The organism is Vibrio sp. 10N.286.51.B11, assembly GCF_041469245.1.
GTDB classification, from domain to species: domain Bacteria; phylum Pseudomonadota; class Gammaproteobacteria; order Enterobacterales; family Vibrionaceae; genus Vibrio; species Vibrio crassostreae_C.
This window is the reverse complement of the sequence record NZ_JBFRKI010000009.1, coordinates 122,708-145,939: the sequence shown is the minus strand read 5'-3', so window position 1 is coordinate 145,939 and position 23,232 is coordinate 122,708. Positions and strand designations below refer to the sequence as shown.

Sequence of the window (23,232 nt, the reverse complement as noted above, 5' to 3'; positions counted from 1 at the left end):
TCAGCTCCGCATTCGCGAAGCTAAATTTTAGTTAAATTCGAGTTCTACTTGGCTATTTCCAAGCAGCTGTTTTAATTCGTCTAGTAATGTATCACTTGGCGTCACGCGCCATTCTGTGCCCAATGTTAACCGCGCTCTAGCGTCGGCACGCTGGTAGTATACATTGACTGGGACCGTTCCGGCTCTATAAGGTTCTAAGATTTGACTAAAGCGTTCAAAAAATTGACCGTTAATTTGGGATTGGTTGATAGATATCGACACCCCACGAGCATATTTCTCACGGGCGCTTCCTAAGTCCATGACCTCGCGCGCGGACATTTTAAGCCCGCCATTGAAATCATCAAAGCTGACCTGTCCGGAAACGACCACAATTTTGTCTTTTTCGAGCAATTCTGCGTAGCGATCGAGCGCATCCGAGAACAACATCACTTCCATTCGGCCCGAACGGTCATCAAGTGTCATCAAACCAATTCGCGTGCCGCGCTTCGTCGTCATCACTCTCGCAGCAATCACCAAGCCTGCAATTGTTAGTGATTGGTCACGACGCGTTGGCGTGGCATCTTTCAAACGACAGCTAGTGTATTTCGCTAACTCTTTGATGTAAGCGTTAACCGGGTGACCCGTTAAATACAAACCAAGCGTTTCACGTTCACCCTCAAGCCAAATCTTCTCAGGCCATTTAGGCACTTGGGTATACTTGTGTTCAACCTCTTCCGGAGCGTCGGTCAACACGCCAAACATATCAGATTGACCAAAAGACTCGGCATGGTGATGTTGACTCGCTGCCTTCACCGCATCTTTCAAAGATGCCATCATCGCCGCTCGGTGAGGACCTAATCTATCTAAGGCTCCGGATAGAATCAACTTTTCGATAACACGTTTATTAACCTTCTTCAGATCAAGACGTGCACAGAAGTCGAATAAGTCTTTAAAGTAACCACCTTTATTTCGCGCTTCAATAATCGCTTCAATAGGGCCTTCACCGACCCCTTTGATCGCACCGATGCCATAAACAATCGCGCCATCTTCATCCACGTTAAAGCGGTACAGACCCGAGTTGATATCTGGTGGTAAAAGCTTGAGCTTCATACGGAAACATTCATCAACAAGGCCAATAACCTTCTCGGTGTTATCCATATCTGCCGTCATTACCGCAGCCATAAATTCCGCTGGGTAGTGCGTTTTCAGCCATAGCGTTTGATAAGAAACCAGTGCATATGCTGCGGAGTGAGATTTGTTAAAGCCGTAGCCCGCAAATTTCTCTACCAAGTCAAAGATCTTCATGGCCAGCTCGCCATCAACACCATTGGCTTCAGCACCCTCTTTAAAGGTACCACGCTGCTTTGCCATCTCTTCTGGCTTTTTCTTACCCATCGCACGACGCAACATATCCGCTCCACCAAGCGTATAGCCAGCAAGGATCTGTGCGATTTGCATTACCTGCTCTTGATACAGGATGATGCCGTACGTAGGTTCTAGCGTCTCTTTCAGCGATTCGTGTTGCCACGTTTCATCAGGGTAAGAAACCGCTTCACGGCCGTGTTTACGGTCGATAAAGTTATCTACCATGCCTGATTGCAGAGGACCCGGACGGAACAGGGCTACCAATGCGATAATATCTTCAAAACAGTCGGGCTGTAGACGTTTGATAAGGTCTTTCATACCACGCGATTCCAGCTGGAATACCGCGGTGGTTTCAGAATTTTGTAATAGGTTAAATGACGCTTGGTCATCAAGAGGAATCGACTCGATACGAACCGGCTCTTTGCCTTCTTTCTTCAGGCGAGGGTTTACAAGGCCTAACGCCCAATCGATGATGGTCAGAGTACGTAGACCCAAGAAGTCGAACTTAACCAAACCGGCGGTTTCAACGTCATTCTTATCGAATTGCGTTACTGGGAAGTTACCTTCTGCATCGGCATAGATTGGCGCAAAATCGGTGATCGTGGTGGGTGAGATAACAACACCGCCCGCGTGCTTACCGGCATTTCGCGTACAACCTTCAAGGATGCGACACTTATCGATCAGCTCACGAACTTCTTCATCGCCATCGTAAAGCTCTGGCAATGCAGGTTCAGCAAGGAATGCTTTCTCTAGCGTCATACCCGGATCTGGCGGTACAAGCTTTGAAATTCGATCGACGAAACCAAACGGGTGACCCAGTACACGGCCTACATCGCGGATTACCGCTTTTGCCGCCATGGTACCAAAGGTGATGATCTGAGAAACGGCATCACGACCGTACATTTCAGCCACGTGATCAATAACTTGGTCACGCTTATCCATACAGAAGTCGATATCGAAATCGGGCATGGATACACGTTCTGGGTTCAAGAAACGTTCGAAAAGTAGATCGTATTCAAGTGGATCGAGATCGGTGATATCCAAGGCGTAAGCGACTAGAGAGCCGGCACCAGAACCACGGCCAGGACCTACTGGCACATCGTTGTCTTTTGACCACTGGATGAACTCCATTACGATCAAGAAGTAACCTGGGAAACCCATGTTGTTAACAACTTCGAGCTCAATCTTGAGTCGCTCATCGTATTCCGGTCTGCGCTCAGCACGCACTTTTTCATCTGGGAATAGGAACGCTAGACGTCGCTCAAGGCCTTCTTCAGATTTCTTGATCAAGAAGTCTTCAATCGCCAAACCTTCCGTTGGGAAGTTAGGCAGGAAGTACTCGCCCAGACGAACCGTTACATTACAACGCTTAGCAATCTCAACACTGTTCTCAAGTGCTTCAGGGATATCGGAGAACAACTCGCACATCTCTTCTTCGCTACGAAGATACTGTTGCGCGCTGTAATTTTTAGGACGACGAGGATCGACCATAGTGAAACCATCATGAATTGCCACGCGGATTTCATGGGCATCAAACAGGTCTTCAGTTAGGAATACTACTTCGTTGGTTGCAACAACAGGCAAGTCTTCCTGCTCAGCCAGTTCCAACGCAAAGTGCAGGTAAGACTCTTCATCCGGACGTCCGGTACGAATCAGCTCAAGGTAAAAACGATCAGGGAAGTATGTTTTGTAAAACTTGACATTGCTTGCAACCAGTTCACGGTTACCTTTCAGTAACGCTTTACCGATCTCACCTTCCTTCGCACCCGATAAAATGATCAGGCCTTCAGCATTCTCAATCAGCCACTCTTTATCAATAACAGGCTGATGCTGAACGTGACCACGAAGGTAAGCTTTCGAGATAAGTAGCGTTAGGTTGTTATAACCTTTGTTGTCCGTTGCGATAACGGTGAGCTTGGTCAACTCGTCACCGAACTCCGGAGACTGCATCAAGAAGTCAGCACCAATAATAGGTTTAATCCCACACCCATGGGCAGTACCGTAAAACTTCACCAAACCACACAGGTTGGTAAAGTCGGTCAATGCTAGAGCAGGCATACCCATTTCAGCGACTTTTTTAACTAATGGTGGCACCTTGGATAGTCCATCCACCATCGAAAAGTCACTGTGTACGCGTAGGTGAACAAATTTTGGATCTGACATTATTTTTCCTGAGTTCTAGGTTTGAGCCTAGGATTACAACTGTGTGTATTCTATTTTTTTCTAATACAAGTTAGCAACTTTATTAGATGCCAAGCTCTAGTTAACGTAAAGCTCTAATCTATACCAAGAATACGTTTTACTGGCTTAAAGCTCTTGCGGTAATGCTCGGTTACACCATGTTTTTCAATCGCTTCGAAATGCGCTTTGGTCGGGTAACCTTTATGCTTAGCAAAACCAAACTCTGGATGAAGTTTATCAAGATCTTCCATCTCTTGGTCACGAACGACTTTTGCGATAATAGACGCCGCACTGATTTCAGCCACTCGCAAGTCACCCTTCACAATCGCAAGACCATCCATCGGCAGTTCTGGGACACGGTTTCCATCTATCAACGCCATATCAGGTTGAACGCTCAAACCTGCGATAGCGCGCTGCATAGCTACCATCGTCGCTTGCAGAATATTCAACTCATCAATTTCTTGTGGAGAGCAACGACCGACAGACCACGCTAAAGCTTTCTCTTTGATTTCTGGAAGCAGCGCAAGACGCTTTTTCTCAGATAATTTCTTTGAGTCGTTCAAGCCTTCAATTGGGTTGTTTGGATCGAGGATAACCGCAGCAGTCACCACGTCGCCAACCAAAGGGCCACGTCCTACTTCATCCACGCCAGCAAACAGCTGGTAGCCTTGCGGGTATTCAAATGGAGGAAGCTCTTTTTTCTCTTTTACTGCCATAACTAATCTCTTAATATTCTGTAAGTAAGCGCTTTATGCTTCAACAAAAGGTCGGTCAATCAATTTCAATACTGCGTTAGCGGCTTGTTTGTCTGCGTCTTTACGGATCCAGTGATGCATCTCGGTAAAGCGTTCGATCAAGGCACTGTTATCGGCTGATAGCATTTTATCGACAGACGGGAACAAAAAGTCTGGGTGGCACTCTTCAAGAATATGCTCTTTCACGATCTCTTCACCAGCCAAAATATTCGGCAGTGACACAAACTCAGTGATCGCCAATTTCTTAACAATGTAACCCGTCAGCTTATTTACTTTGTAACCAACCACCATAGGGCGTTTAAGCAACATACATTCAAGAGCCACGGTACCTGAAGCCAAGAGCACAGAATCAGCGGCGGTAATCACGTTGGTTGCCGTATCTTCGACTAACGTGAATCCAAGCTCAGGTGCGGTCGATTGCCAGATTTCAGTAAACTGCTTTTTACGCTGTTCGTTAACGAGCGCAACAACAAAATTGATATCCGGATACTTCTGCTTGATACGTTGGCAAGTTTCGATAAATGGTTGAGCAATCAAACCCATCTCACCACCACGACTACCCGGCAATACAGCTAACCATTGCTTGTCTTGATCTAAGCCTAACAGCTCACGTGCATCTTGTTTGCTTGGTTCTAAAGGAATAGCATCAGCTAACGTGTGACCAACAAATTCACAGGCAACGTTGTATTTATCATAAAACGCTTTCTCAAATGGCAGGAAGGCCAAAACCAAGTCGGTTGCTTTGTCGATTTTAAAGATACGTTTAGGACGCCAAGCCCACACGGAAGGGCTCACGTAATGAACCGTTTTAATGCCGGCGTTCTTAAGATCGAGTTCAAGTCTTAGGTTGAAGTCAGGCGCATCGATACCCACAAACACATCTGGCGGGTTTTGAGTGAAATACTTTACCAGCTCTGCTTTCACTTTTAATAAGCGAGGTAAACGGCCAAGTACTTCAACTAAGCCCATGACAGCCAGCTCTTCCATCTCGAAAAGAGACTCACAACCAAGCGCCTTCATTTTTGGTCCGCCAATACCCACGAATTCAGCGTTCGGGTACTGCGATTTGATTGCTTTGATAAAACCTTCGCCAAGCGTGTCACCAGAGAGTTCTCCGACAACGATACCTACGCGCAGTGGTTCAATCGAAACAAAGTCTGTGCTGTTGGTTGCTGTTTCTTGCTGTGCCATAGTTTTCCAATTCCCTTCTTGCCTAAAACAAAAAAGATCGCCTAATGATTAGCGATCTTTTTGTTATACCAATCTGATTAAGTAATTATTGTCATACTTACGCGGATTGGTACATAACCACATCGAGTATTAACGAATAATACCGCGCTCAGAGTTCTCTAGCATTTCAAGCATAGGAACTACCGAAGTAAACTCTTTTGCCATTTCCACTAAAGCCGCTTTCGCTTCTTCAAGTGTTTTACCTGAACGGTATAGCTCTTTGTACGCTTTCTGTAGTGCACGAATTTCAGGTTTCTCAAATCCGTTACGCTTCAAGCCTACTAGGTTAAGGCCGAATGGAGCCGCGTGGTTACCCTGTGCAAGCACGTACGGCAGTACATCTTGAACAACTGCAGAACAGCCACCGATGTATGCGTAAGCACCAATTGAGCAGAATGGGTGAATCGCAGAAAGTGCCATAACACCAGCGTAGTCGCCAACCGTTACATGACCGCCAAGAATAGCGTTGTTACCAATGTGAGTGTGGTTACCAACAATAACATCGTGCGCTACGTGAGCATTAACACAAAGTAAGTTGTCATCACCAATCACTGTGGTTGCTTTGTCTTGAACCGTACCACGGTGGATTTGAACCGCTTCACGAATTACGTTGCGATCACCGATCACAACTGTTGTGTCTTCGCCGCCGTATTTCTTATCTTGGTTTTCTTCACCGATAACAGCGTGTGGGAAGATACGGTTTTCTTTACCAATGGTTGTGTGACCTTTGATCACAACGTGCGACATCACTTCAGTGTCGTCACCAATTGTCACGTTACCAGCAATGTAAGTGAAAGGCCCAACCGTCACGTTAGCACCGATAGTTACATCACCTTCGATTACTGCTGCCGGGTGAATTTTCGCTGTTTCATGAATCATATTAAAACTCTCTACGAGCACATTTAAGTTCAGCTGAACATACAACTACGCCGTCAACCTTAGCAACACCATTAAACGATGCGATGCCACGACGTTCTTTTAAGAATTCAACTTCGATAACCAGTTGGTCACCAGGTACTACTGGCTTACGGAATTTTGCTTTATCAACACTTGCAAAGTAGTAAAGCTCGTTGCCAGAAGGCGCACCAAAAGATTTAAATGCTAGAAGGCCTGTTGCTTGTGCCATTGCTTCTAAGATCAACACGCCTGGGAATACAGGAAGTTGTGGGAAGTGGCCTGTGAACTGAGGTTCGTTAACAGAGACATTCTTAATCGCAGTCAGTGTTTTTTCTTTTTCAAAGCTAGTCACACGATCAACCATTAAGAATGGGTAGCGATGAGGTAATAGTTCCTGAATTTCAGTAATGTTCATCGTTGTCTGTTCAGTAGTCAAAGTCGTATTCCTATATATATTCTTTATTTAATTAGAAGGATTATAAACGAAAAAGACTCGCTGTACGCGAGCCTTTTATTAGAAATGCTGGAATTATGATTCCGCGCTCTTCTCGATAAGTTTTTCAACAGTTTTCAAACGCTTGTTCATTTCATCAATTCGATGAACACGCGTTGCTGTTTTACGCCAATCTTTATTTGGCTGTAAAGGAATACCTGAAGAGTACATGCCTTTCTCAGTGATGCTGCGCATTACCATCCCCATACCGGTGATTGTAACGCCATCAACGATTTCAATGTGACCATTAATCACACTGCCGCCACCAATAATACAGTACTTACCTATCGTCGTGCTGCCTGCGATGATAGTACCACCCGCAAGAGCAGAACCATATCCGATGTGAACATTGTGAGCAATTTGAAGTTGGTTATCTAAGATAACGTTATCTTCAATGATTGTGTCATCTAATGCACCACGGTCAATGGTAGTACACGCGCCGATTTCTACGCGGTTACCAATGCGAACAGAACCCACTTGCGGGATCTTAACCCACTCACCTTTCTCGTTCGCATAGCCAAAGCCATCAGAGCCAATAACAGTACTTGATTGGATCAGACATCCTTCACCAATCACAACTTCATGGTAAACACTTACGTTAGCCCACAGCTTAGTGCCTGCGCCAATTTTTGCATTTTTACCAATAAAGCAACCAGCACCGATGATCACATCATCACTAAGTACTACACCAGACTCAATCACAGCGTTCGCGCCAATAGACACATTTTGTCCAATGGTTGCTTCGCTAGAGATTGAAGCAGAATCAGCAATAGCCGCTGCGGGAGCAGGAGTAGTATCAAGCGCTTGAGCAACTTTAGCAAAAGCAACATAAGGGTCATTAACCACAATCACGTTAGTCTTGCACAGTTGACGCTCACTCTCTTTAACCATAATAGCGGACGCTTTACAGTCACCTAGGTGCTTGCTGTACTTCACGTTAGAAAGGAACGTAATGTTACCTTCTTGCGCTTTATCCATCGGAGCGACTGCTGAAACGGTAATTGTACCATCTCCGTGTAGCTCTCCCCCGGTAATCGTTGCCAATTCGGCTAAAGTCAGATTCTTCATAAAACTTATTTCAGTGCTTTAATTACTTTCTCAGAGATGTTGTATTCTGGCTTGCCGTATTGCAGAGCTTGAATATCAACGATCATGTCGTAGCCTTCTTTCTCTGCAACTTTCGTTACAGCATCTTGAATCACTTTGAATAGCTTCTGCTTCTCTTGTGCTTCACGACGTTGGCTTGCTTTTTCTAGTGCTTGAGCTTTGATTTTGTACTTGCTGTCTAGTTGGCCTACTTCGATACGTAGCTTCTCAACTTCGTCAGGACCTAGTAGCTCGCCATCACGCTTAAGCTTTTCAATCTTCGTTTTAGCTTCAGCTTGAATGCTCTGTAGCTCAGCTGCTTTGTCTTTGAACTCTTCCTGCATTTTTTGAAGAACAACTTCACGCTGAGGTAGAGCCTGGAATACTTGTGCAGTGTTTACATAACCCACTTTTTGCGCAGCTTCAGCAGCTGTTGCAAAGAAAGAAGAGCTAAGAACTACAAGGCCTAAACCTGCTGCTTTAATCATATTTTTCAAAATATTGTCCTTTAAATATTAGAAAGTTCTACCAATGGTGAATGTGAAGAATTCCTCATCATCACCTTCGTAAACTTTAATTGGTTTCGCTAGAGAGAAAACCAGTGGGCCCATCGGTGACATCCATTGAAGGGCTGCACCATAAGATGAACGGTAATTTGTTGGATCAGAGTAATCGTAGTAGTACTGGCCGCCACTGTTAGGTGCGCCACGGTCTACGAACTCGGTATCCCATACACTTGCCATATCGAAGAAGACACTGGTACGAATTTGGCTGCGCGCTTCATCAGAAGCAAACGGCGTTGGTACAATTAACTCTAAGCTTGCTAAGGCAACCGCGTTACCACCCACTGAATCATCAGTAGCGGTATCATAGGTTGGGTTATTACCTGTGCTGCTGCCGTAAACGGCTTTCGGGCCAGCTGAGTTAGAGCCAAAACCACGTAGGGTTGTAAAACCACCTGCGTAGTAGTTCTCGTAGAATGGGAACAAGTTATCGTTACCATCTGTTTGACCATAACCATTACCATAGCCTAATCGGCCGCGCATCAATAGTGTGAACTCATGCTTTTTGGTCAGCGGGATGTAATGTTTTACATCGTACTGCATTTTGAAGTACTGAGCATCAGAGCCTGGTACCGTCATTTTAGCGAAAGCACGTTGGTGGTTACCCTCTGTTGGGAAGAAACCACGGTTCAAGTTGTTACGCGTCCAAGAGATATTGATATCGAAGTCATCAGTTAAGATGTGCTCATCACCGTATTGGTCGATACTTCTCGCAAACTGTTCAACCTGGATATAAGTCGGTACGTTACCGATCTTGTTGTGCGTATAGCCAACACCGAACTCAATGCGGTTCAGCTCATCCATAGGGAAACCCCAGGTTAAGCTCGTACCATAACTTTGGTTGGTATAGTCGACGATGCCCGCTTCAGAGGCTTCAAATTCGTTGTAGAAGATCTTACCGCCTAAGCTCACACCATCCAGGTTCCAGTATGGGTCACGGTAGTCTAAGCTCACGTTTTTTTGGTAATCGTTCATCATGGCACTTACGCCAACACGGTTACCAGAGCCCGCAAAGTTGTCTTGTTGCAGGCCAACTTGGAAACTCACACCAGATTCAGTACCGTAGCCGACACCAAAGTTGATACTGCCTGAGTTCGCTTCCTTAACGTTGTAAACCAAATCAACTTGGTCTTCACTGCCAGGAACACGCACTGTTTGTACATCAACCGTTTCAAAGAAACCTAAACGGTTAAGACGGCTCTTACCGGTATCAATGGACTTAGAGTTAAGCCAGCTGCCTTCCATTTGACGCATTTCACGACGCAGTACTTCGTCTTTCGTTGAGTTGTTACCCGTGAATCGAATATCACGAACATAGATACGGCTGCCCGCTTCTACATTGATAACCAACGACACTTCTTTGGTCTCATCGTCAAATTCAGGAATCGTGCGAACTTGTGGGTACGCGTAGCCAGATTCACCAAGAATTCGTTTTACGTTCTCTTCCAAAGACGTTACCGAAGAACCGTTGTACGTATCGCCGTCTTCGAATGGCACTAACGCTTCGAAGTCAGCCTCACGACCGATTAATTCACCACGGAAAGAGACATCTTTAACGGTGTAGGCTTCGCCTTCATCGAGGCCAAGCGTGATGTAAACACCTTTTTTGTCTGGAGAGATCGCCACCTGCGTAGAGTCAACCTTAAACTTAAGGTAACCACGGTCAAGGTAGTAAGATTTCAGCGCTTCGATATCACCGGCTAATACTTGCTTTTGGTATTTTTCATCCGCAAGGAAATTCCACCATGCAACATCAACATTCAGATTGAAACGACTAAGCAGTTCAGAGTCAGAGAAGACTTCATTACCGATAAAGTTGATTTGCTGAATCTTAGCGGATACGCCCTCAGTAAACACAAACTTAAGGTCAGAACGGTTACGTGGCAGAGGTGTCACAACCGCTTTTACTGTCGCGTTGTACTTACCAACACTGTAGTAAAAATCTTCAAGGCCTTTTTCAATGTTACTCAGCGTAGTACGGTCAAGGGCTTCACCTTCACGAACACCAGACGCATCTAGGTTCTGCTGAAGCTGTTCTTCTTTAATCGCTTTATTACCAGAGAATGAGATGCTTGCGATGGTCGGTCGTTCTTGAACTTGAACAATCAATACACCTTCATCACGAAGTACTTTAACGTCCTCAAAGTTGCCCGAAGCATACAATGCACGAATGATCTCAGACACATCGCTTTCATCTACTTCATCGCCAATACGTACTGGCATTTTCAGTAGAGCTGCACCAAGTGCAACACGCTGTAAACCTTCGATCTTGATATCTTGAACTACAAAGTTTTGTGCTCCGTTCGCAGCCACACTAGTGGCCAATAGACTTGCGAACAGAATTTGCTTAATCGCCATACTTATTCTAATTATTCCTTGCTACTACCAATGCCTGTGAGAAACCATTCACAGACGAGTAAAATCGTTAAATATTGCCAGAGCCATCAATGAGAAGAGGATTGCCCCTCCCACTCTGTATCCCATTTCCTGAACTTTCTCAGGTACCGGTTTACGAGTAACGGCCTCAATAGCGAAAAACAGCAAATGTCCGCCATCAAGCATAGGCAGCGGAACCAAATTAATAATCCCTAAGTTAACACTAATCAGAGCCAAAAAGCCCAAGAAGTAAACCAGACCATAATCGGCGGTTGTACCTGCACCTTTAGCGATTGAAATAGGGCCACTCAAGTTGTTTAAGCCAACATCACCAACGATGAGCTTCTTAAGCATTGTCAGTGTCAATCCAATGATTTGACCTGTTTTATCAAATGCTTTTCCTACAGACTCAATTACACCAAATTGTAACTCAAAGCGATAATCTTCTGGCCATTCTGCGACTTCCGGAGCAATACCTGCATAGCCGATTGTCGAACCATCAGAAAGCTCTCGACTTTTTGGTGTCATAACCAATGACTGCTCGGCACCATTTCGCAATACGACCAAGTCCAATGATGTCATTGGATTAGCACGAATTAACTCAACAACCGACTGCCACTGTTCAATAGGTTGCCCGTTAATCTCAACAATTTTATCGCCAGCTTCAAGACCTGCATCGTATGCAGCGCCATCATCAATGATTTGAGCCAGTACGGTCGATATCTCTGGAGAATACGGTCTAAAGCCCAGCGTTGTCATTGCAGATTCAGTTTCTGGGTTGAACGACCAGTCTGAAATATCCAATGTCATTTGTTGCTCAAAGCCGATGTCGTCTTGAGAAGCAACCGTCACTGTCATGGATTGATCACCAATGTGCGATATCAACCCCATATTGACTGATTCCCAATCTGCGGTTTTGATTCCTGAAATAGATTTAAGTTCCATTCCAGTTTCAATTCCGGCTTGTGCAGCAATAGATTGTGGAGTTACCTCACCAATCACGGGCTTAACTGCAGGCACACCGATCAAAAATACTAACCAATATGCAAACACAGCAAAGATGAAGTTAAACGCTGGTCCAGCGCCAACAATCGCGGTTCGCTTCCACAATGGCTTTTTATCAAACGCGTACTGCTGCTCATCTTCTGATAGGTCATCGACACGACCGTCGAGCATTTTTACGTAACCGCCCAATGGAATCACGGACAAGCTGTATTCCGTACCATCTCGGCCTACTTTGCTCCAGATCGATTTACCAAAACCAATCGAGAATTTCTCAACTTTCACACCACAACGACGAGCAACCCAGAAGTGTCCAAACTCATGGACAGCGACCAGAATACCAAGCGCTACAATAAAGGATGCGAAGTTCCACAGAATTCCACTCATGCTAGCTGCTCTTTAATAAATTGAATGGCTATTTGACGAGACATATTATCGAGCTCGAGAAGGCTTTCCAAGCTATCTAAGCCCTCAGAGTTATGTTGTTCACATACTTTGCTCATAACATGCTCGTTAATGACGGCAATATCGGTAAATTTCACTCGATTGTTCAAGAAAGCATCGACTGCAATTTCGTTTGCTGCGTTAATTGCGGTTGTAGCGTGCTGACCTCGGTAGCACGCTTCAATCGCTAATCTTAAACATGGATAACGGCTAAAATCGGGTTCTAGGAAAGTAAGCTCGCCCACTTTGGTGAAATCCAGAGGCTTAACACCCGCTTCAGTGCGCTCAGGGTAAGACATCGTCAAAGCGATTGGCGTCGCCATATCCGGTTCGCCCATTTGAGCAAGTACAGAGCCATCCTTGTACTGGACCATCGAGTGAATCACAGACTGCGGGTGAATGATGACCTTTAACTGCTCCTGAGAAGCATTAAATAGCCATTTCGCTTCAATGTACTCTAGCCCTTTATTCATCATAGTCGCAGAATCGACAGAGATCTTAGGCCCCATAGACCAGTTAGGGTGTGCAATTGCGCGTTCAGGAGTCACTGATTCGAGTTCAGCCACATCGGTATAACGGAAAGGACCACCAGAACCAGTCAGAAGAATATGGTTAATGCCGTTTTCTTCAAGGTTACAGCGGCCTAGGTTAGTTTGTACGTTCTGCGGAAGGCATTGGAAAATAGCATTATGCTCGCTATCGACAGGAAGCAGCTCTGCACCGTATTTTTCCACGGCGTCGATAAACAACTGCCCAGACATCACCAAAGCTTCTTTGTTTGCAAGCAAGATACGCTTGCCCGCTTTAACCGCAGACATAGTAGGAAGTAAACCAGCGGCACCAACAATCGCGGCCATTACCGTGTCCACTTCCTCTAGAGAAGCAACCTGACACATGCCTTCAGTGCCTGAAAGTACTTTTACGTTAGGGTAACTCACGGACAACACTTCAGTCAGTTGAGACGCTGCATCAGAGCAAGCCATAGCAACATAGCTTGGTTGCCACTTTTCAACTAACGCCAGCATCTTTTCAACATTCGAGCCTGCAGCCAGTGCAACCACTGAATAGAGATCTGGGTTTTGCTCAACGACTTTTAGTGTACTTGCACCAATTGAGCCGGTAGCGCCAAGGATAGTTAGATTTCGCATCACATATGACCGTAGAAATGTAATAAAGGGCAGAATCACTGCCCTTTTTTATTAGAATGCTAAATAAAGCAGAGCAAAGACAGGGAATGCAGCCGTTAAGCTATCTATTCTATCTAGTATACCACCATGACCAGGAATCAGATTACTGCTGTCTTTCACCCCAGAAACACGCTTAAACATGCTTTCAACAAGGTCACCTAGAACAGAAATAACAACGGTCACAAGGGTAATAACAATCATGTGAAGTGGGCTTGTGAATTGGATGTCAAACAAGTCAGCAAAGATCCAAGCCACGATCACCGCAGTAATAATGCCACCGATAAGACCTTCAATCGTCTTATTAGGGCTTACCGCTGGTGCCATTTTACGCTTACCAAAACTCTTTCCTGAAAAGTATGCGCCGCTATCTGCAGCCCAAACAAGCAAGCAAACAAACATCACCAGTTTAGCACCGTGGTAAGGATCAGCATCGATACCGTTAGCACGCAGGATAACCACACTCCAGAAGAATGGCAGCAGAGTCAGCACACCAAAGGCGTGACGAAGAAGAGAAGAGTCTTTCCATGCAGGCATAGACTTAGGATAAGTCACCGCCATGCCACTCGCGATTACCCACCAAATCGAGCCAATCGTTAGAATGGCGTAGTGAGCAGTAGACAAGTTATTAAGGCTAAATGCATCAAAAGGGATAAAAGCAAAACTTGCAGCACTTACCACAACCGTTGGAATCAACGCTACATAACGTGATTTGCTTTCAACAAACTGAGTCCACTCCCAAAAACCCAATAGCGAGATTACCGCTAGTGAAAGAATAAATGTAGGAAGTGATAACTCGAAAATACCTAGAATAACTAGGGGAGCTAAAATCAACGCCGTAATAATTCGTTGTTTCAAACCAAAAAATCCTTATTAACTGTCCATCAGAGCTTTAATTTGCTCACCGGTGCATCCAAAACGACGCTCACGGTTAACAAACCAAGTCACAGCTTCTACTAAGCTGTCTTCATTAAAGTCTGGCCAGAATTGTTCAGTGAAATACATTTCGGCGTAAGCCAACTGCCAAAGCATAAAATTACTAATGCGGCATTCGCCACTGGTACGGATAAGTAGATCGACTTCAGGAATATCTGCCATTGTCAGGTGCTGTGTAATCATAGCTTCATCAATGTCATCTACATTAATATCACCAGACTTTACCTGTTGAGCAATAGAGGTCATTGCTTGCTGAATATCCCACTTACCGCCGTAGTTAGCTGCAATATTAATAACCATACCCGTATTGGTGCTAGTCAAAGCTTCCGCTTCTTCTATCTTCTTTTGTAGTCGATCATTGAAACGACTTTTATCACCAATAACACGAAGTTGTAGATTATTTTTATGAAGCTTTTTAACTTCACTCGACAGCACTGAAATAAACAGTTCCATCAAGATACCGACTTCTTCTTCAGGACGACGCCAGTTTTCGCTACTAAATGCAAAAAGAGTAACGGCTTTAATGCCAAGTCTGGCTGCAGAAGAGATAGTTTTACGAACGGCTTGAACACCGTTTTTATGGCCAAAGACGCGAGGCTTGCCCTGAGCTTTTGCCCAGCGACCATTACCATCCATAATGATAGCAATGTGTTTAGGAAGAGAGTCTGTGAACGCTTGAGAATTATGCATAAAAGAGTGAATCAAATTCTAATAGTCGAACAGAGTAGCATAAAAAAACGCTGCACCGTGAGTACAGCGTTTTTCCGGAAAGAAAAGAATATGGAAAATTAAACTTCCATCAACTCTTTTTCTTTAACAGCTAGAACTTCGTCTACGTTCTTAACCGCAGCGTCAGTTAGCTTTTGAATTTCGTCTTGTGCTTTACGATCTTCATCTTCAGAGATTTCTTTATCTTTAAGAAGTGCTTTTAGATCGCCATTCGCGTCACGACGGATGTTACGGATAGCAACACGGCCACCTTCAGCTTCGCCACGAACGATTTTAACTAGGTCTTTACGACGCTCTTCCGTTAGCGGTGGAAGTGGAACACGGATAACCGTACCAGCAGACATAGGGTTTAGGCCTAGGTCAGATGTCAGGATTGCTTTTTCAACTAGAGGAGTCAGTGTTTTATCAAACACTGTAATAGCTAGTGTACGTGCATCTTCAGCGATAACGTTAGCTACTTGAGTCAAAGGCGTTGGAGCACCGTAGTACTCAACAGTAAGACCAGAAAGTAGGCTCGGGTGCGCACGGCCTGTACGAATCTTTTGCAGGCTGTTTTTTAGTGCATCAACACTTTTTACCATGCGCTCTTGAGCGTCTTTTTTGATTTCGTTAATCACAATTTCACCTTGATTATGTTCTTTCTTCAAGAAAGCTTTTTATTTGGAGTGATAAGGATAAGCTTACCAAGGTACAACACCTCAGTAAGCCCGAAAAATTAGTCAGCGTCGCTGATTAATGTACCTTCAGTTTCACCCATAACCACGCGACGTAGTGCGCCTGGTTTATTCATGTTAAATACACGGATTGGCATTTTGTGATCACGTGCTAGCGTAAATGCAGCCAAGTCCATTACTTTAAGTTCTTTATCAAGAACCGTGTTGTAAGACAACGTATCATACAACTCTGCGTCTGGGTTTGCTACTGGGTCAGCAGTAAATACACCATCTACTTTTGTCGCTTTTAGAACTACGTCAGCTTCGATTTCGATACCACGTAGACATGCAGCAGAGTCAGTAGTGAAGAATGGGTTACCAGTACCAGCAGAGAAGATCACAACGCGACCTTGACGTAGTTGGCTGATTGCGTCTGCCCAGTTGTAATCGTCACACACGCCTTTTAGAGGAATTGCAGACATTACACGTGCGTTTACGTAAGCACGGTGCAGCGCGTCACGCATAGCAAGGCCGTTCATTACTGTTGCAAGCATACCCATGTGGTCACCAACAACGCGGTTCATGCCAGCTTCAGCAAGACCAGCACCACGGAACAAGTTACCGCCACCGATAACAACACCAACTTGAACGCCTAGTTCAACCAATTCTTTTACTTCTTGAGCCATACGATCAAGGATCGTTGGGTCAATACCAAAACCTTCTTCGCCTTGTAGCGCTTCACCGCTAAGTTTTAACAGAATACGTTGATACACTGGTTTAGGGTTCGTAGTCATGGAGTTTACCTTCCAAAGAGTTGATGATTAACAGTCATGGATAAAAACTGAGTAAGTCAGTTTGCATTCATAACCACTAACGTTGCCTTCAAAAATAGTTCACTATTCATAAAAAGACCGCAGCATTTGCCACGGTCTTTTTTCAAACAATACGCTAAGGATTAACCTTTTTGTACCGCTGCAACTTCGTCAGCGAAGCTCATTTCAGCAGCTTTCTCGATACCTTCACCAACTTCTAGACGTACGAAGTTAGATACTGCAGCGCCTTTTTCTTTAAGGATTTCGCCAACAGTTTTCTTAGGTTCCATGATGAAAGCTTGACCAGTTAGAGAGATTTCGCCCGTGAATTTCTTCATACGGCCGATAACCATTTTCTCAGCGATCTCTTGAGGCTTGCCTTCGTTCATAGCGATTTCAACTTGAACTTCTTTCTCTTTAGCAACTACGTCTGCTGGTACGTCTTCTGGGTTAACAAACTCAGGACGAGAAGCAGCAACGTGCATAGCAACGTGCTTAAGAGTTTCAGCTTCGCCTTCACCAGCTACAACAACACCGATTTTCTCACCGTGACGGTAAGAAGCTAGTGCAGCACCTTCAACGTAAGCTACGCGACGGATGTTGATGTTTTCGCCGATTTTAGCAACTAGAGCAACGCGAGTTTCTTCGAACTGTGCTTGTAGCTCTTCTACAGAAGCTTTAGAAGCTACTGCTGCAGCTGCAACTTCTTCTGCAAACGCAGTGAAGCTAGCATCTTTTGCTACGAAGTCAGTTTGGCAGTTAACTTCAAGAAGAACAGCTACACCGTTCTCTTCTTTGATGATGATTGCGCCTTCAGCAGCAACGTTACCAGCTTTCTTAGCTGCTTTCGCTGCGCCAGATTTACGCATGTTTTCAATTGCTAGTTCGATGTCAGCGTTTGCTTCTACAAGCGCTTTCTTACATTCCATCATGCCAGCGCCAGTGCGCTCGCGAAGTTCTTTAACTAGAGCAGCAGTTACAGTTGCCATTCTCTATTCCTCGGTTGATTCGAAAATAAGGTAAAAATCAGGGGCCAAAATGAGGCCCCCGATCTAACTATAACTTAGCTTACATTTAATAAAGATTTCAAAATCTATATTAGCTAAGCCAAGCGTGATTCAGAGCCGCTATTATTCAGCTTCTACAAAACCATCTTTTTCAGCAGCTACAGCAGCAACGTCTTTGTTACGACCTTCTTTAACCGCGTCTGCAGCAGCGTTTAGGTAAAGCTGTACTGCACGGATTGCATCGTCGTTACCTGGGATAACGAAGTCAACGCCGTCTGGGTTAGAGTTAGTATCAACTACAGCGTAAACTGGGATACCTAGGTTGTTTGCTTCTTTAACTGCGATGTGTTCGTGATCAGCATCGATTACGAATAGAGCGTCTGGTAGGCCGCCCATGTTCTTGATACCACCAAGAGACTTCTCTAGCTTCTCCATTTCACGAGTGCGCATTAGAGCTTCTTTCTTAGTTAGCTTGTCGAAAGTACCGTCTTGAGCTTGCGCTTCAAGTTCTTTCAGACGCTTGATAGACTGACGAACAGTTTTGTAGTTCGTTAGCATACCGCCTAACCAGCGGTTGTTAACGTAGAACTGGTTGCTGTTTACAGCAGCTTCTTTAACAGCTTCAGATGCAGCGCGCTTAGTACCAACGAAAAGAACTTTACCTTTCTTCTCACCAACTTTAGCGATTTCTGCTAGAGCTTCGTTGAACATTGGTACAGTTTTTTCTAGGTTGATGATATGTACTTTGTTACGAGCACCAAAGATGAATGGCTTCATTTTTGGGTTCCAGTAACGAGTTTGGTGACCGAAGTGAACACCAGCTTTAAGCATATCGCGCATTGATACAGTTGCCATTTTAAAATCCTCTATGGGGTTAGGCCTCCACATCCCCCATGAATCCGACCCCTAACAACTAACCACTTTTCAGCCGTTATCTGTGTTGTTGAGGCACCCCGGAACATGTGTCGGAATGTGTGTGATTTAAAGAAATAAGTTAGTGGACATAAAGCTTATTTCGCCAATTGGAGAAAACAGTCCTGATGTCCGGCGCGCTTTATACCATATTTTGTCTATCTATGGCTAGAAAAAATTCTAAAAATGGCGACTGCTATACTGATCCCTATCGGCGAATTTCACCTATAAATAGTGTCGCTATTCATTCACTTCTGTCTCAATAAATTGATCACGATTCACTCACGTTGAGCAGTATCCACCAGCAATGTATGGGCATGGGAATGTTGCGCTAAAATGCTGCACTGATAGAATAACCCCAATATGCACACTTAGGTGCTACCAAATTAAGAGATATGCAATGGCTGTAAAAATTAAAACTGCTGAAGAAATTGAAAAAATGCGCGTCGCCGGCAAGCTGGCCGCTGACATTATTGAGATGATCGAACCTCACATCCAAGTGGGTACCACGACGGAAGAGCTCAATACGCTTTGTCATGAGTACGCTCTAGAAAGAGGTGCATACTCTGCGCCACTCGATTACCACGGTTTCCCTAAGTCTATCTGTACGTCTATCAATCATATTGTGTGTCACGGCATTCCCGCGTCACAAGACGAGACGGGTAGCACAGGTCAATTCAAACCTGCGGTACTCAAAGATGGCGACATTCTGAACGTTGATATCACAGTTATCATCCCTGATGACGCAAATGCCGATCTTAGTACTCGCCCTCAAGGCTACCACGGTGACACCTCTAAGATGTTCCTAGTGGGTGAGGTTTCACCTGCAAACAAGCGTCTGTGCATGGTTGCTCAAGAAGCACTTTACGAAGGCATGCGCCAAGTTAAGCCAGGTGTTCAACTTGGTCAAATCGGTACTGCTATCGAGAAGTACATCAAAACAAACAACAAGAACAACCCACGCGCTAAGTTCTCTATTGTTAAAGATTACTGTGGTCACGGCATTGGTTCTGAATTCCACGAAGATCCACAAGTAGTTCACTACAAGAACAGCGATCGCACCGTGCTAAAAGCAGGCATGTGCTTCACTATCGAGCCAATGATCAACGCGGGTAAGTTTGGCTGTCGTCTTGATGACGAAGATAGCTGGACAGTATACACAGCAGACAGCAAGAACTCGGCTCAATGGGAGCACACTCTGGTTGTAACTGATACTGGTTGTGAAGTACTAACACTGCGCAGCGATGATACAATCCCACGTATCATGAAGAACGCTTAGTTCACCGAACTGAGCGCATCAGCCTTTTAAAAATATCCTCGCATTGTCGAGGATATTTTTTATCCACTCAATTTCGATTTTCCATCAGCTTCTGTTAAATTGTTTACTATTCTCATTTGCTTGCACGGATAGCAGACTATGCCTTATCAATGCCCTCTTACGTTCAATGACGAACAAATTGAAATCTGCGAATTAAAAAATCAGCTCGAGATCTTCACGCAGTATCAAAAAAATGAATTTCTGAACCACCATCCCGTCACCGATTTGGTTCTACTGCGCTCCGAATACATGGATTTACTTCTCAATCGTTTGTGGGAAAATTTCGGATTCAACAAACTGCCTCATATTTCACTTGTCGCAGTGGGTGGTTATGGTCGTGGCGAACTGCATCCTTTGTCTGACATTGATATTCTCATTGTCTCGCAAAAAACACTACCACCAGCTCTTGGTGAAAAGGTCAGTCAATTCATTACTCTACTTTGGGATTTAAAGCTCGAAGTTGGCCATGCTGTGCGAACTATTACTGAGTGTCTCGATATCGGCATCGATGATTTAACCGTCGCGACCAACCTACAAGAGTCGCGATTGTTATGTGGTAGTGAAGACACTTTCCAAGAACTAAAACTGAAGATTCATTCCGATTCATTTTGGCCAAGTGAGACGTTTTACAAAGCCAAGATTCAAGAACAGAGAGAGCGTCATGCTCGCTACCACGACACCACCTATAATTTAGAACCGGACATCAAATCGACTCCGGGAGGGCTCAGAGACATCCATACCCTGAGCTGGGTTGCGCGTCGCCACTTCGGCGCGACCTCTTTGTTAGAGATGAGCAAATACGGCTTTCTGACCGATGCTGAATATCGTGAGCTCGTTGAGTGCCAAGATTTTTTATGGCGTGTTCGCTTTGCATTGCATATTGAACTGCGCCGTTACGACAACCGTTTAACGTTCGCGCATCAAGCTCAAGTCGCTGAACATCTGGGTTATACGGGTGAAGGAAACCGTGGTGTTGAGATGATGATGAAAGAGTTCTACCGAACCCTTCGTCGTGTTGCTGAACTGAATAAGATGCTGCTTAAGCTGTTCGATCAAGCGATCATCAATGGCGGTCAAACCCAAGACGCTGAAATTCTCGATAGTGATTTCCAACGTCGAGGTTCGTTGATCGAAGCGCGCAAGCCTGCCCTATTCCAAGCAAGACCAGAAACCATTCTCGATATGTTCATCCATATCGCCAATGACTCGACTATCGAAGGGGTAAGTCCACCAACATTGCGACAACTGCGTACGGCACGCCGTCGATTGAACCGATTCCTGCATACCATTCCTGAAGCTCGTGACAAGTTCATGGATCTAGTTCGCCACCCTAATGCCCTACACAAAGCCTTTAGCTTAATGCACAAATTGGGCGTGCTCTCTGCGTACTTACCGCAGTGGAGCCAGATCGTTGGTCAGATGCAGTTTGACCTATTCCATGTTTACACCGTGGATGAGCACAGTATCCGCCTGCTCAAGCACATCAACCGCTTTGGTCAAATCGAAAACCACGATAAGCACCCTATCTGCTGTGAAGTCTATCCTCGAGTACAGAAGAAAGAGTTGCTGATCCTTGCCGCTATCTTCCATGACATCGGCAAAGGCCGCGGCGGAGACCACTCTGAGATAGGTGCGGTTGAGGCTTACTCTTTCTGTATTGAACACGGGCTATCGAAGCCTGAAGCCAAACAAGTCGCGTGGTTGGTACAAAATCACCTATTGATGTCAGTAACGGCTCAACGTCGTGATATCTACGACCCAGATGTGATCACCGAATTCGCCAAAAAAGTGCGTGATGAAGAATCACTCGAGCTACTGGTTTGTTTAACCGTTGCCGATATCTGTGCGACTAACCCTGAGCTATGGAACAGTTGGAAACGAACCCTGTTAGCTGAGCTGTTCCACTCAACGCAGCGAGCACTGCGCCGCGGCTTGGAAAACCCTGTCGATGTCAGAGACCGTATTCGTCACAACCAACAAATGGCATCAGCACTGCTGCGTAAAGAAGGCTTCACCGCTCGTGAGATTGAAGTGTTGTGGCAACGCTTTAAGGCCGATTATTTCTTGCGTCACACACATAAACAAATCGCTTGGCACTGTGAGCACTTACTTCGCCTAGAAGACCCAAGCCAACCGTTAGTGCTGATCAGTAAGAAAGCAACGCGCGGTGGCACAGAAGTGTTCGTTTATTGTAAAGACCAAGCAGCACTGTTTGCGACCGTGGTTGCCGAACTCGACAGACGTAACTTTAACGTTCATGACGCGCAGGTCATGGTTAGCAAAGATGGTCATGTTTTGGATACCTTTATCGTACTAGACCAGCACGGCGAAGCGATTGATGAAGCAAGACACAAAGCCGTTGCTAAACATCTGACTCATGTATTGACTGATGGCCGCCCGACTAAGATAAAGACGCGTCGCACGCCACGTAACTTGCAACACTTTAAGGTCAAAACCTTAGTTGAGTTCCTACCAACCAAGAGCAAGAAACGTACCTTGATGGAGTTAAGAGCTCTTGATACGCCGGGGTTATTGGCTCAAGTCGGTGCAACCTTTGCGGAGCTAGACATCAACTTGCACGGTGCCAAAATCACCACCATAGGTGAGCGAGCAGAGGATCTGTTTATTCTGACCAGTGAAGCGGGAGGAAGGCTGTCTGAAGAACAAGAACAGGCACTAAGAGAACGATTAACCGAGCACGTTTCTGAACTCGCACCTTAGAAAGCGAATTCAGTCTAAAAACAGGTTTAATAACCAAATAAGTGTGGGCAAAGATAGAGAGCGATCTTGCCCACAACTTACAATCAATTCACAGATATCAACTATCTAGCTCGTCGTTAGGCTGCTACATTGATCAAGTCAATTACATAAAAGTATTACATTCATAACCTAGAGGTCGCTTATGTATCCAAACCTCACTGGCTTAGGTATCCACGAACCTAAACAGATTGAACGTTACTCCCTTCGCCAAGAAGCGCACAAAGATATCCTGAAGATTTACTTTCGTAAGCAGAAAGGGGAACTGTTCGCGAAAAGCGTTAAATTTAAGTACCCACGACAAGTAAAAAGTGTGCTTGTTAGCGGTGGCAATAATCAATACAAAGAAGTGACAGAGATTAACCGCAACCTCACTCTTGTGATTGATGAACTCAACAAAATCACCAAACCGACGCCAACGGCTGAGGTGGATGTGAAGCAGAAGATCCTTACCGACTTACGCCATCTAGAGAAAGTGGTATCAAGCAAGATCGCTGAGATCGAAGCTGATCTAGAAAAGCTAAAATGATCCCGCGACTAACTATTACTGTTA

19 protein-coding genes are annotated in these 23,232 nt (G+C 45.0%); 3 read left to right on the top strand and 16 right to left on the bottom strand.

The features are described 5' to 3' along the window. Nucleotides 1–27 precede the first annotated feature (27 nt). From dnaE to rpsB, 16 genes are all read right to left on the bottom strand, one after another. Nucleotides 28–3,507, bottom strand: a complete 3,480-nt coding sequence (gene dnaE / locus AB4154_RS05730; protein WP_372122441.1) for a DNA polymerase III subunit alpha — start codon at nt 3,505–3,507, stop codon at nt 28–30. A gap of 113 nt (nt 3,508–3,620) precedes the next feature. Further along, nucleotides 3,621–4,241 (bottom strand): ribonuclease HII, encoded by a 621-nt coding sequence (rnhB, locus tag AB4154_RS05725; protein WP_017063371.1) that lies wholly within the window; start codon nt 4,239–4,241, stop codon nt 3,621–3,623. Nucleotides 4,242–4,274: 33 nt separating this feature from the next. Further along, complete coding sequence (lpxB, locus tag AB4154_RS05720; RefSeq protein ID WP_372122439.1) at nt 4,275–5,471, bottom strand: lipid-A-disaccharide synthase; 1,197 nt, start codon at nt 5,469–5,471, stop codon at nt 4,275–4,277. Between the two features lie 129 nt (nt 5,472–5,600). Next, a complete protein-coding gene (gene lpxA, locus AB4154_RS05715) occupies nt 5,601–6,389 on the bottom strand; it encodes an acyl-ACP--UDP-N-acetylglucosamine O-acyltransferase (protein WP_017069381.1) in 789 nt (262 codons plus the stop codon). 1 nt (nt 6,390) lies between these two features. Next, nucleotides 6,391–6,843 (bottom strand): 3-hydroxyacyl-ACP dehydratase FabZ, encoded by a 453-nt coding sequence (gene fabZ / locus AB4154_RS05710; RefSeq protein WP_009847408.1) that lies wholly within the window; start codon nt 6,841–6,843, stop codon nt 6,391–6,393. A 93-nt stretch (nt 6,844–6,936) separates the two neighbouring features. After that, nucleotides 6,937–7,968, bottom strand: coding sequence for a UDP-3-O-(3-hydroxymyristoyl)glucosamine N-acyltransferase (gene lpxD, locus AB4154_RS05705; protein ID WP_017063368.1), 1,032 nt, complete (start codon nt 7,966–7,968; stop codon nt 6,937–6,939). A gap of 5 nt (nt 7,969–7,973) precedes the next feature. After that, nucleotides 7,974–8,474: an OmpH family outer membrane protein gene (locus tag AB4154_RS05700; protein ID WP_017056311.1), complete on the bottom strand. Its 501-nt coding sequence runs from the start codon at nt 8,472–8,474 to the stop codon at nt 7,974–7,976. A gap of 27 nt (nt 8,475–8,501) precedes the next feature. After that, entirely contained in the window at nt 8,502–10,907 is a 2,406-nt protein-coding gene (bamA, locus tag AB4154_RS05695; protein WP_017069384.1) for an outer membrane protein assembly factor BamA, read from the bottom strand. 48 nt (nt 10,908–10,955) lie between these two features. Beyond that, nucleotides 10,956–12,314, bottom strand: a complete 1,359-nt coding sequence (gene rseP, locus AB4154_RS05690; RefSeq protein WP_017066403.1) for a sigma E protease regulator RseP — start codon at nt 12,312–12,314, stop codon at nt 10,956–10,958. Further along, nucleotides 12,311–13,519, bottom strand: coding sequence for a 1-deoxy-D-xylulose-5-phosphate reductoisomerase (ispC, locus tag AB4154_RS05685; protein WP_372122437.1), 1,209 nt, complete (start codon nt 13,517–13,519; stop codon nt 12,311–12,313). The genes rseP and ispC overlap by 4 nt, the downstream gene beginning before the upstream one ends. 51 nt (nt 13,520–13,570) lie before the next feature. Next, complete coding sequence (locus tag AB4154_RS05680; RefSeq protein ID WP_017063365.1) at nt 13,571–14,413, bottom strand: phosphatidate cytidylyltransferase; 843 nt, start codon at nt 14,411–14,413, stop codon at nt 13,571–13,573. A 15-nt stretch (nt 14,414–14,428) separates the two neighbouring features. Further along, nucleotides 14,429–15,181, bottom strand: a complete 753-nt coding sequence (locus AB4154_RS05675) for an isoprenyl transferase (protein ID WP_017063364.1) — start codon at nt 15,179–15,181, stop codon at nt 14,429–14,431. A gap of 98 nt (nt 15,182–15,279) precedes the next feature. After that, entirely contained in the window at nt 15,280–15,837 is a 558-nt protein-coding gene (gene frr / locus AB4154_RS05670; RefSeq protein ID WP_017060741.1) for a ribosome recycling factor, read from the bottom strand. A gap of 98 nt (nt 15,838–15,935) precedes the next feature. After that, nucleotides 15,936–16,667, bottom strand: a complete 732-nt coding sequence (gene pyrH, locus AB4154_RS05665; protein WP_017063362.1) for a UMP kinase — start codon at nt 16,665–16,667, stop codon at nt 15,936–15,938. A 161-nt stretch (nt 16,668–16,828) separates the two neighbouring features. Then, nucleotides 16,829–17,674 carry a translation elongation factor Ts gene (gene tsf, locus AB4154_RS05660; protein ID WP_017063361.1) on the bottom strand — a complete coding sequence of 282 codons (846 nt, stop codon included), beginning with the start codon at nt 17,672–17,674 and terminating at the stop codon, nt 16,829–16,831. 141 nt (nt 17,675–17,815) lie between these two features. Continuing rightward, nucleotides 17,816–18,547 carry a 30S ribosomal protein S2 gene (gene rpsB / locus AB4154_RS05655; RefSeq protein ID WP_032546326.1) on the bottom strand — a complete coding sequence of 244 codons (732 nt, stop codon included), beginning with the start codon at nt 18,545–18,547 and terminating at the stop codon, nt 17,816–17,818. Between the two features lie 457 nt (nt 18,548–19,004). Between rpsB and map the strand changes: the two genes are divergently transcribed. The 3 genes from map to AB4154_RS05640 all read left to right on the top strand — a co-directional run bounded on the left by map (nt 19,005) and on the right by AB4154_RS05640 (nt 23,208). Next, nucleotides 19,005–19,883: a type I methionyl aminopeptidase gene (gene map, locus AB4154_RS05650; protein WP_017060743.1), complete on the top strand. Its 879-nt coding sequence runs from the start codon at nt 19,005–19,007 to the stop codon at nt 19,881–19,883. 138 nt (nt 19,884–20,021) lie between these two features. Continuing rightward, nucleotides 20,022–22,643, top strand: a complete 2,622-nt coding sequence (gene glnD / locus AB4154_RS05645; RefSeq protein WP_372051862.1) for a bifunctional uridylyltransferase/uridylyl-removing protein GlnD — start codon at nt 20,022–20,024, stop codon at nt 22,641–22,643. 181 nt (nt 22,644–22,824) lie between these two features. Then, nucleotides 22,825–23,208: a DUF3461 family protein gene (locus AB4154_RS05640; RefSeq protein WP_004734354.1), complete on the top strand. Its 384-nt coding sequence runs from the start codon at nt 22,825–22,827 to the stop codon at nt 23,206–23,208. The last annotated feature ends 24 nt before the right edge of the window (nt 23,209–23,232 follow it).

Excerpts from the sequence above, each read along its gene's own strand:
- rnhB (WP_017063371.1), bottom strand. The coding sequence starts at position 4,241 with ATGGCAGTAAAAGAGAAAAAAGAGCTTCCTCCATTTGAATACCCGCAA.
- map (WP_017060743.1), top strand. The coding sequence starts at position 19,005 with ATGGCTGTAAAAATTAAAACTGCTGAAGAAATTGAAAAAATGCGCGTC.
- dnaE (WP_372122441.1), bottom strand. The coding sequence starts at position 3,507 with ATGTCAGATCCAAAATTTGTTCACCTACGCGTACACAGTGACTTTTCG.
- pyrH (WP_017063362.1), bottom strand. The coding sequence starts at position 16,667 with ATGACTACGAACCCTAAACCAGTGTATCAACGTATTCTGTTAAAACTT.
- AB4154_RS05700 (WP_017056311.1), bottom strand. The coding sequence starts at position 8,474 with ATGATTAAAGCAGCAGGTTTAGGCCTTGTAGTTCTTAGCTCTTCTTTC.
- lpxA (WP_017069381.1), bottom strand. The coding sequence starts at position 6,389 with ATGATTCATGAAACAGCGAAAATTCACCCGGCAGCAGTAATCGAAGGT.
- bamA (WP_017069384.1), bottom strand. The coding sequence starts at position 10,907 with ATGGCGATTAAGCAAATTCTGTTCGCAAGTCTATTGGCCACTAGTGTG.
- AB4154_RS05675 (WP_017063364.1), bottom strand. The coding sequence starts at position 15,181 with ATGCATAATTCTCAAGCGTTCACAGACTCTCTTCCTAAACACATTGCT.
- rpsB (WP_032546326.1), bottom strand. The coding sequence starts at position 18,547 with ATGGCAACTGTATCAATGCGCGATATGCTTAAAGCTGGTGTTCACTTC.
- glnD (WP_372051862.1), top strand. The coding sequence starts at position 20,022 with ATGCCTTATCAATGCCCTCTTACGTTCAATGACGAACAAATTGAAATC.
- lpxB (WP_372122439.1), bottom strand. The coding sequence starts at position 5,471 with ATGGCACAGCAAGAAACAGCAACCAACAGCACAGACTTTGTTTCGATT.
- ispC (WP_372122437.1), bottom strand. The coding sequence starts at position 13,519 with ATGCGAAATCTAACTATCCTTGGCGCTACCGGCTCAATTGGTGCAAGT.
- lpxD (WP_017063368.1), bottom strand. The coding sequence starts at position 7,968 with ATGAAGAATCTGACTTTAGCCGAATTGGCAACGATTACCGGGGGAGAG.
- tsf (WP_017063361.1), bottom strand. The coding sequence starts at position 17,674 with ATGGCAACTGTAACTGCTGCTCTAGTTAAAGAACTTCGCGAGCGCACT.
- AB4154_RS05640 (WP_004734354.1), top strand. The coding sequence starts at position 22,825 with ATGTATCCAAACCTCACTGGCTTAGGTATCCACGAACCTAAACAGATT.
- rseP (WP_017066403.1), bottom strand. The coding sequence starts at position 12,314 with ATGAGTGGAATTCTGTGGAACTTCGCATCCTTTATTGTAGCGCTTGGT.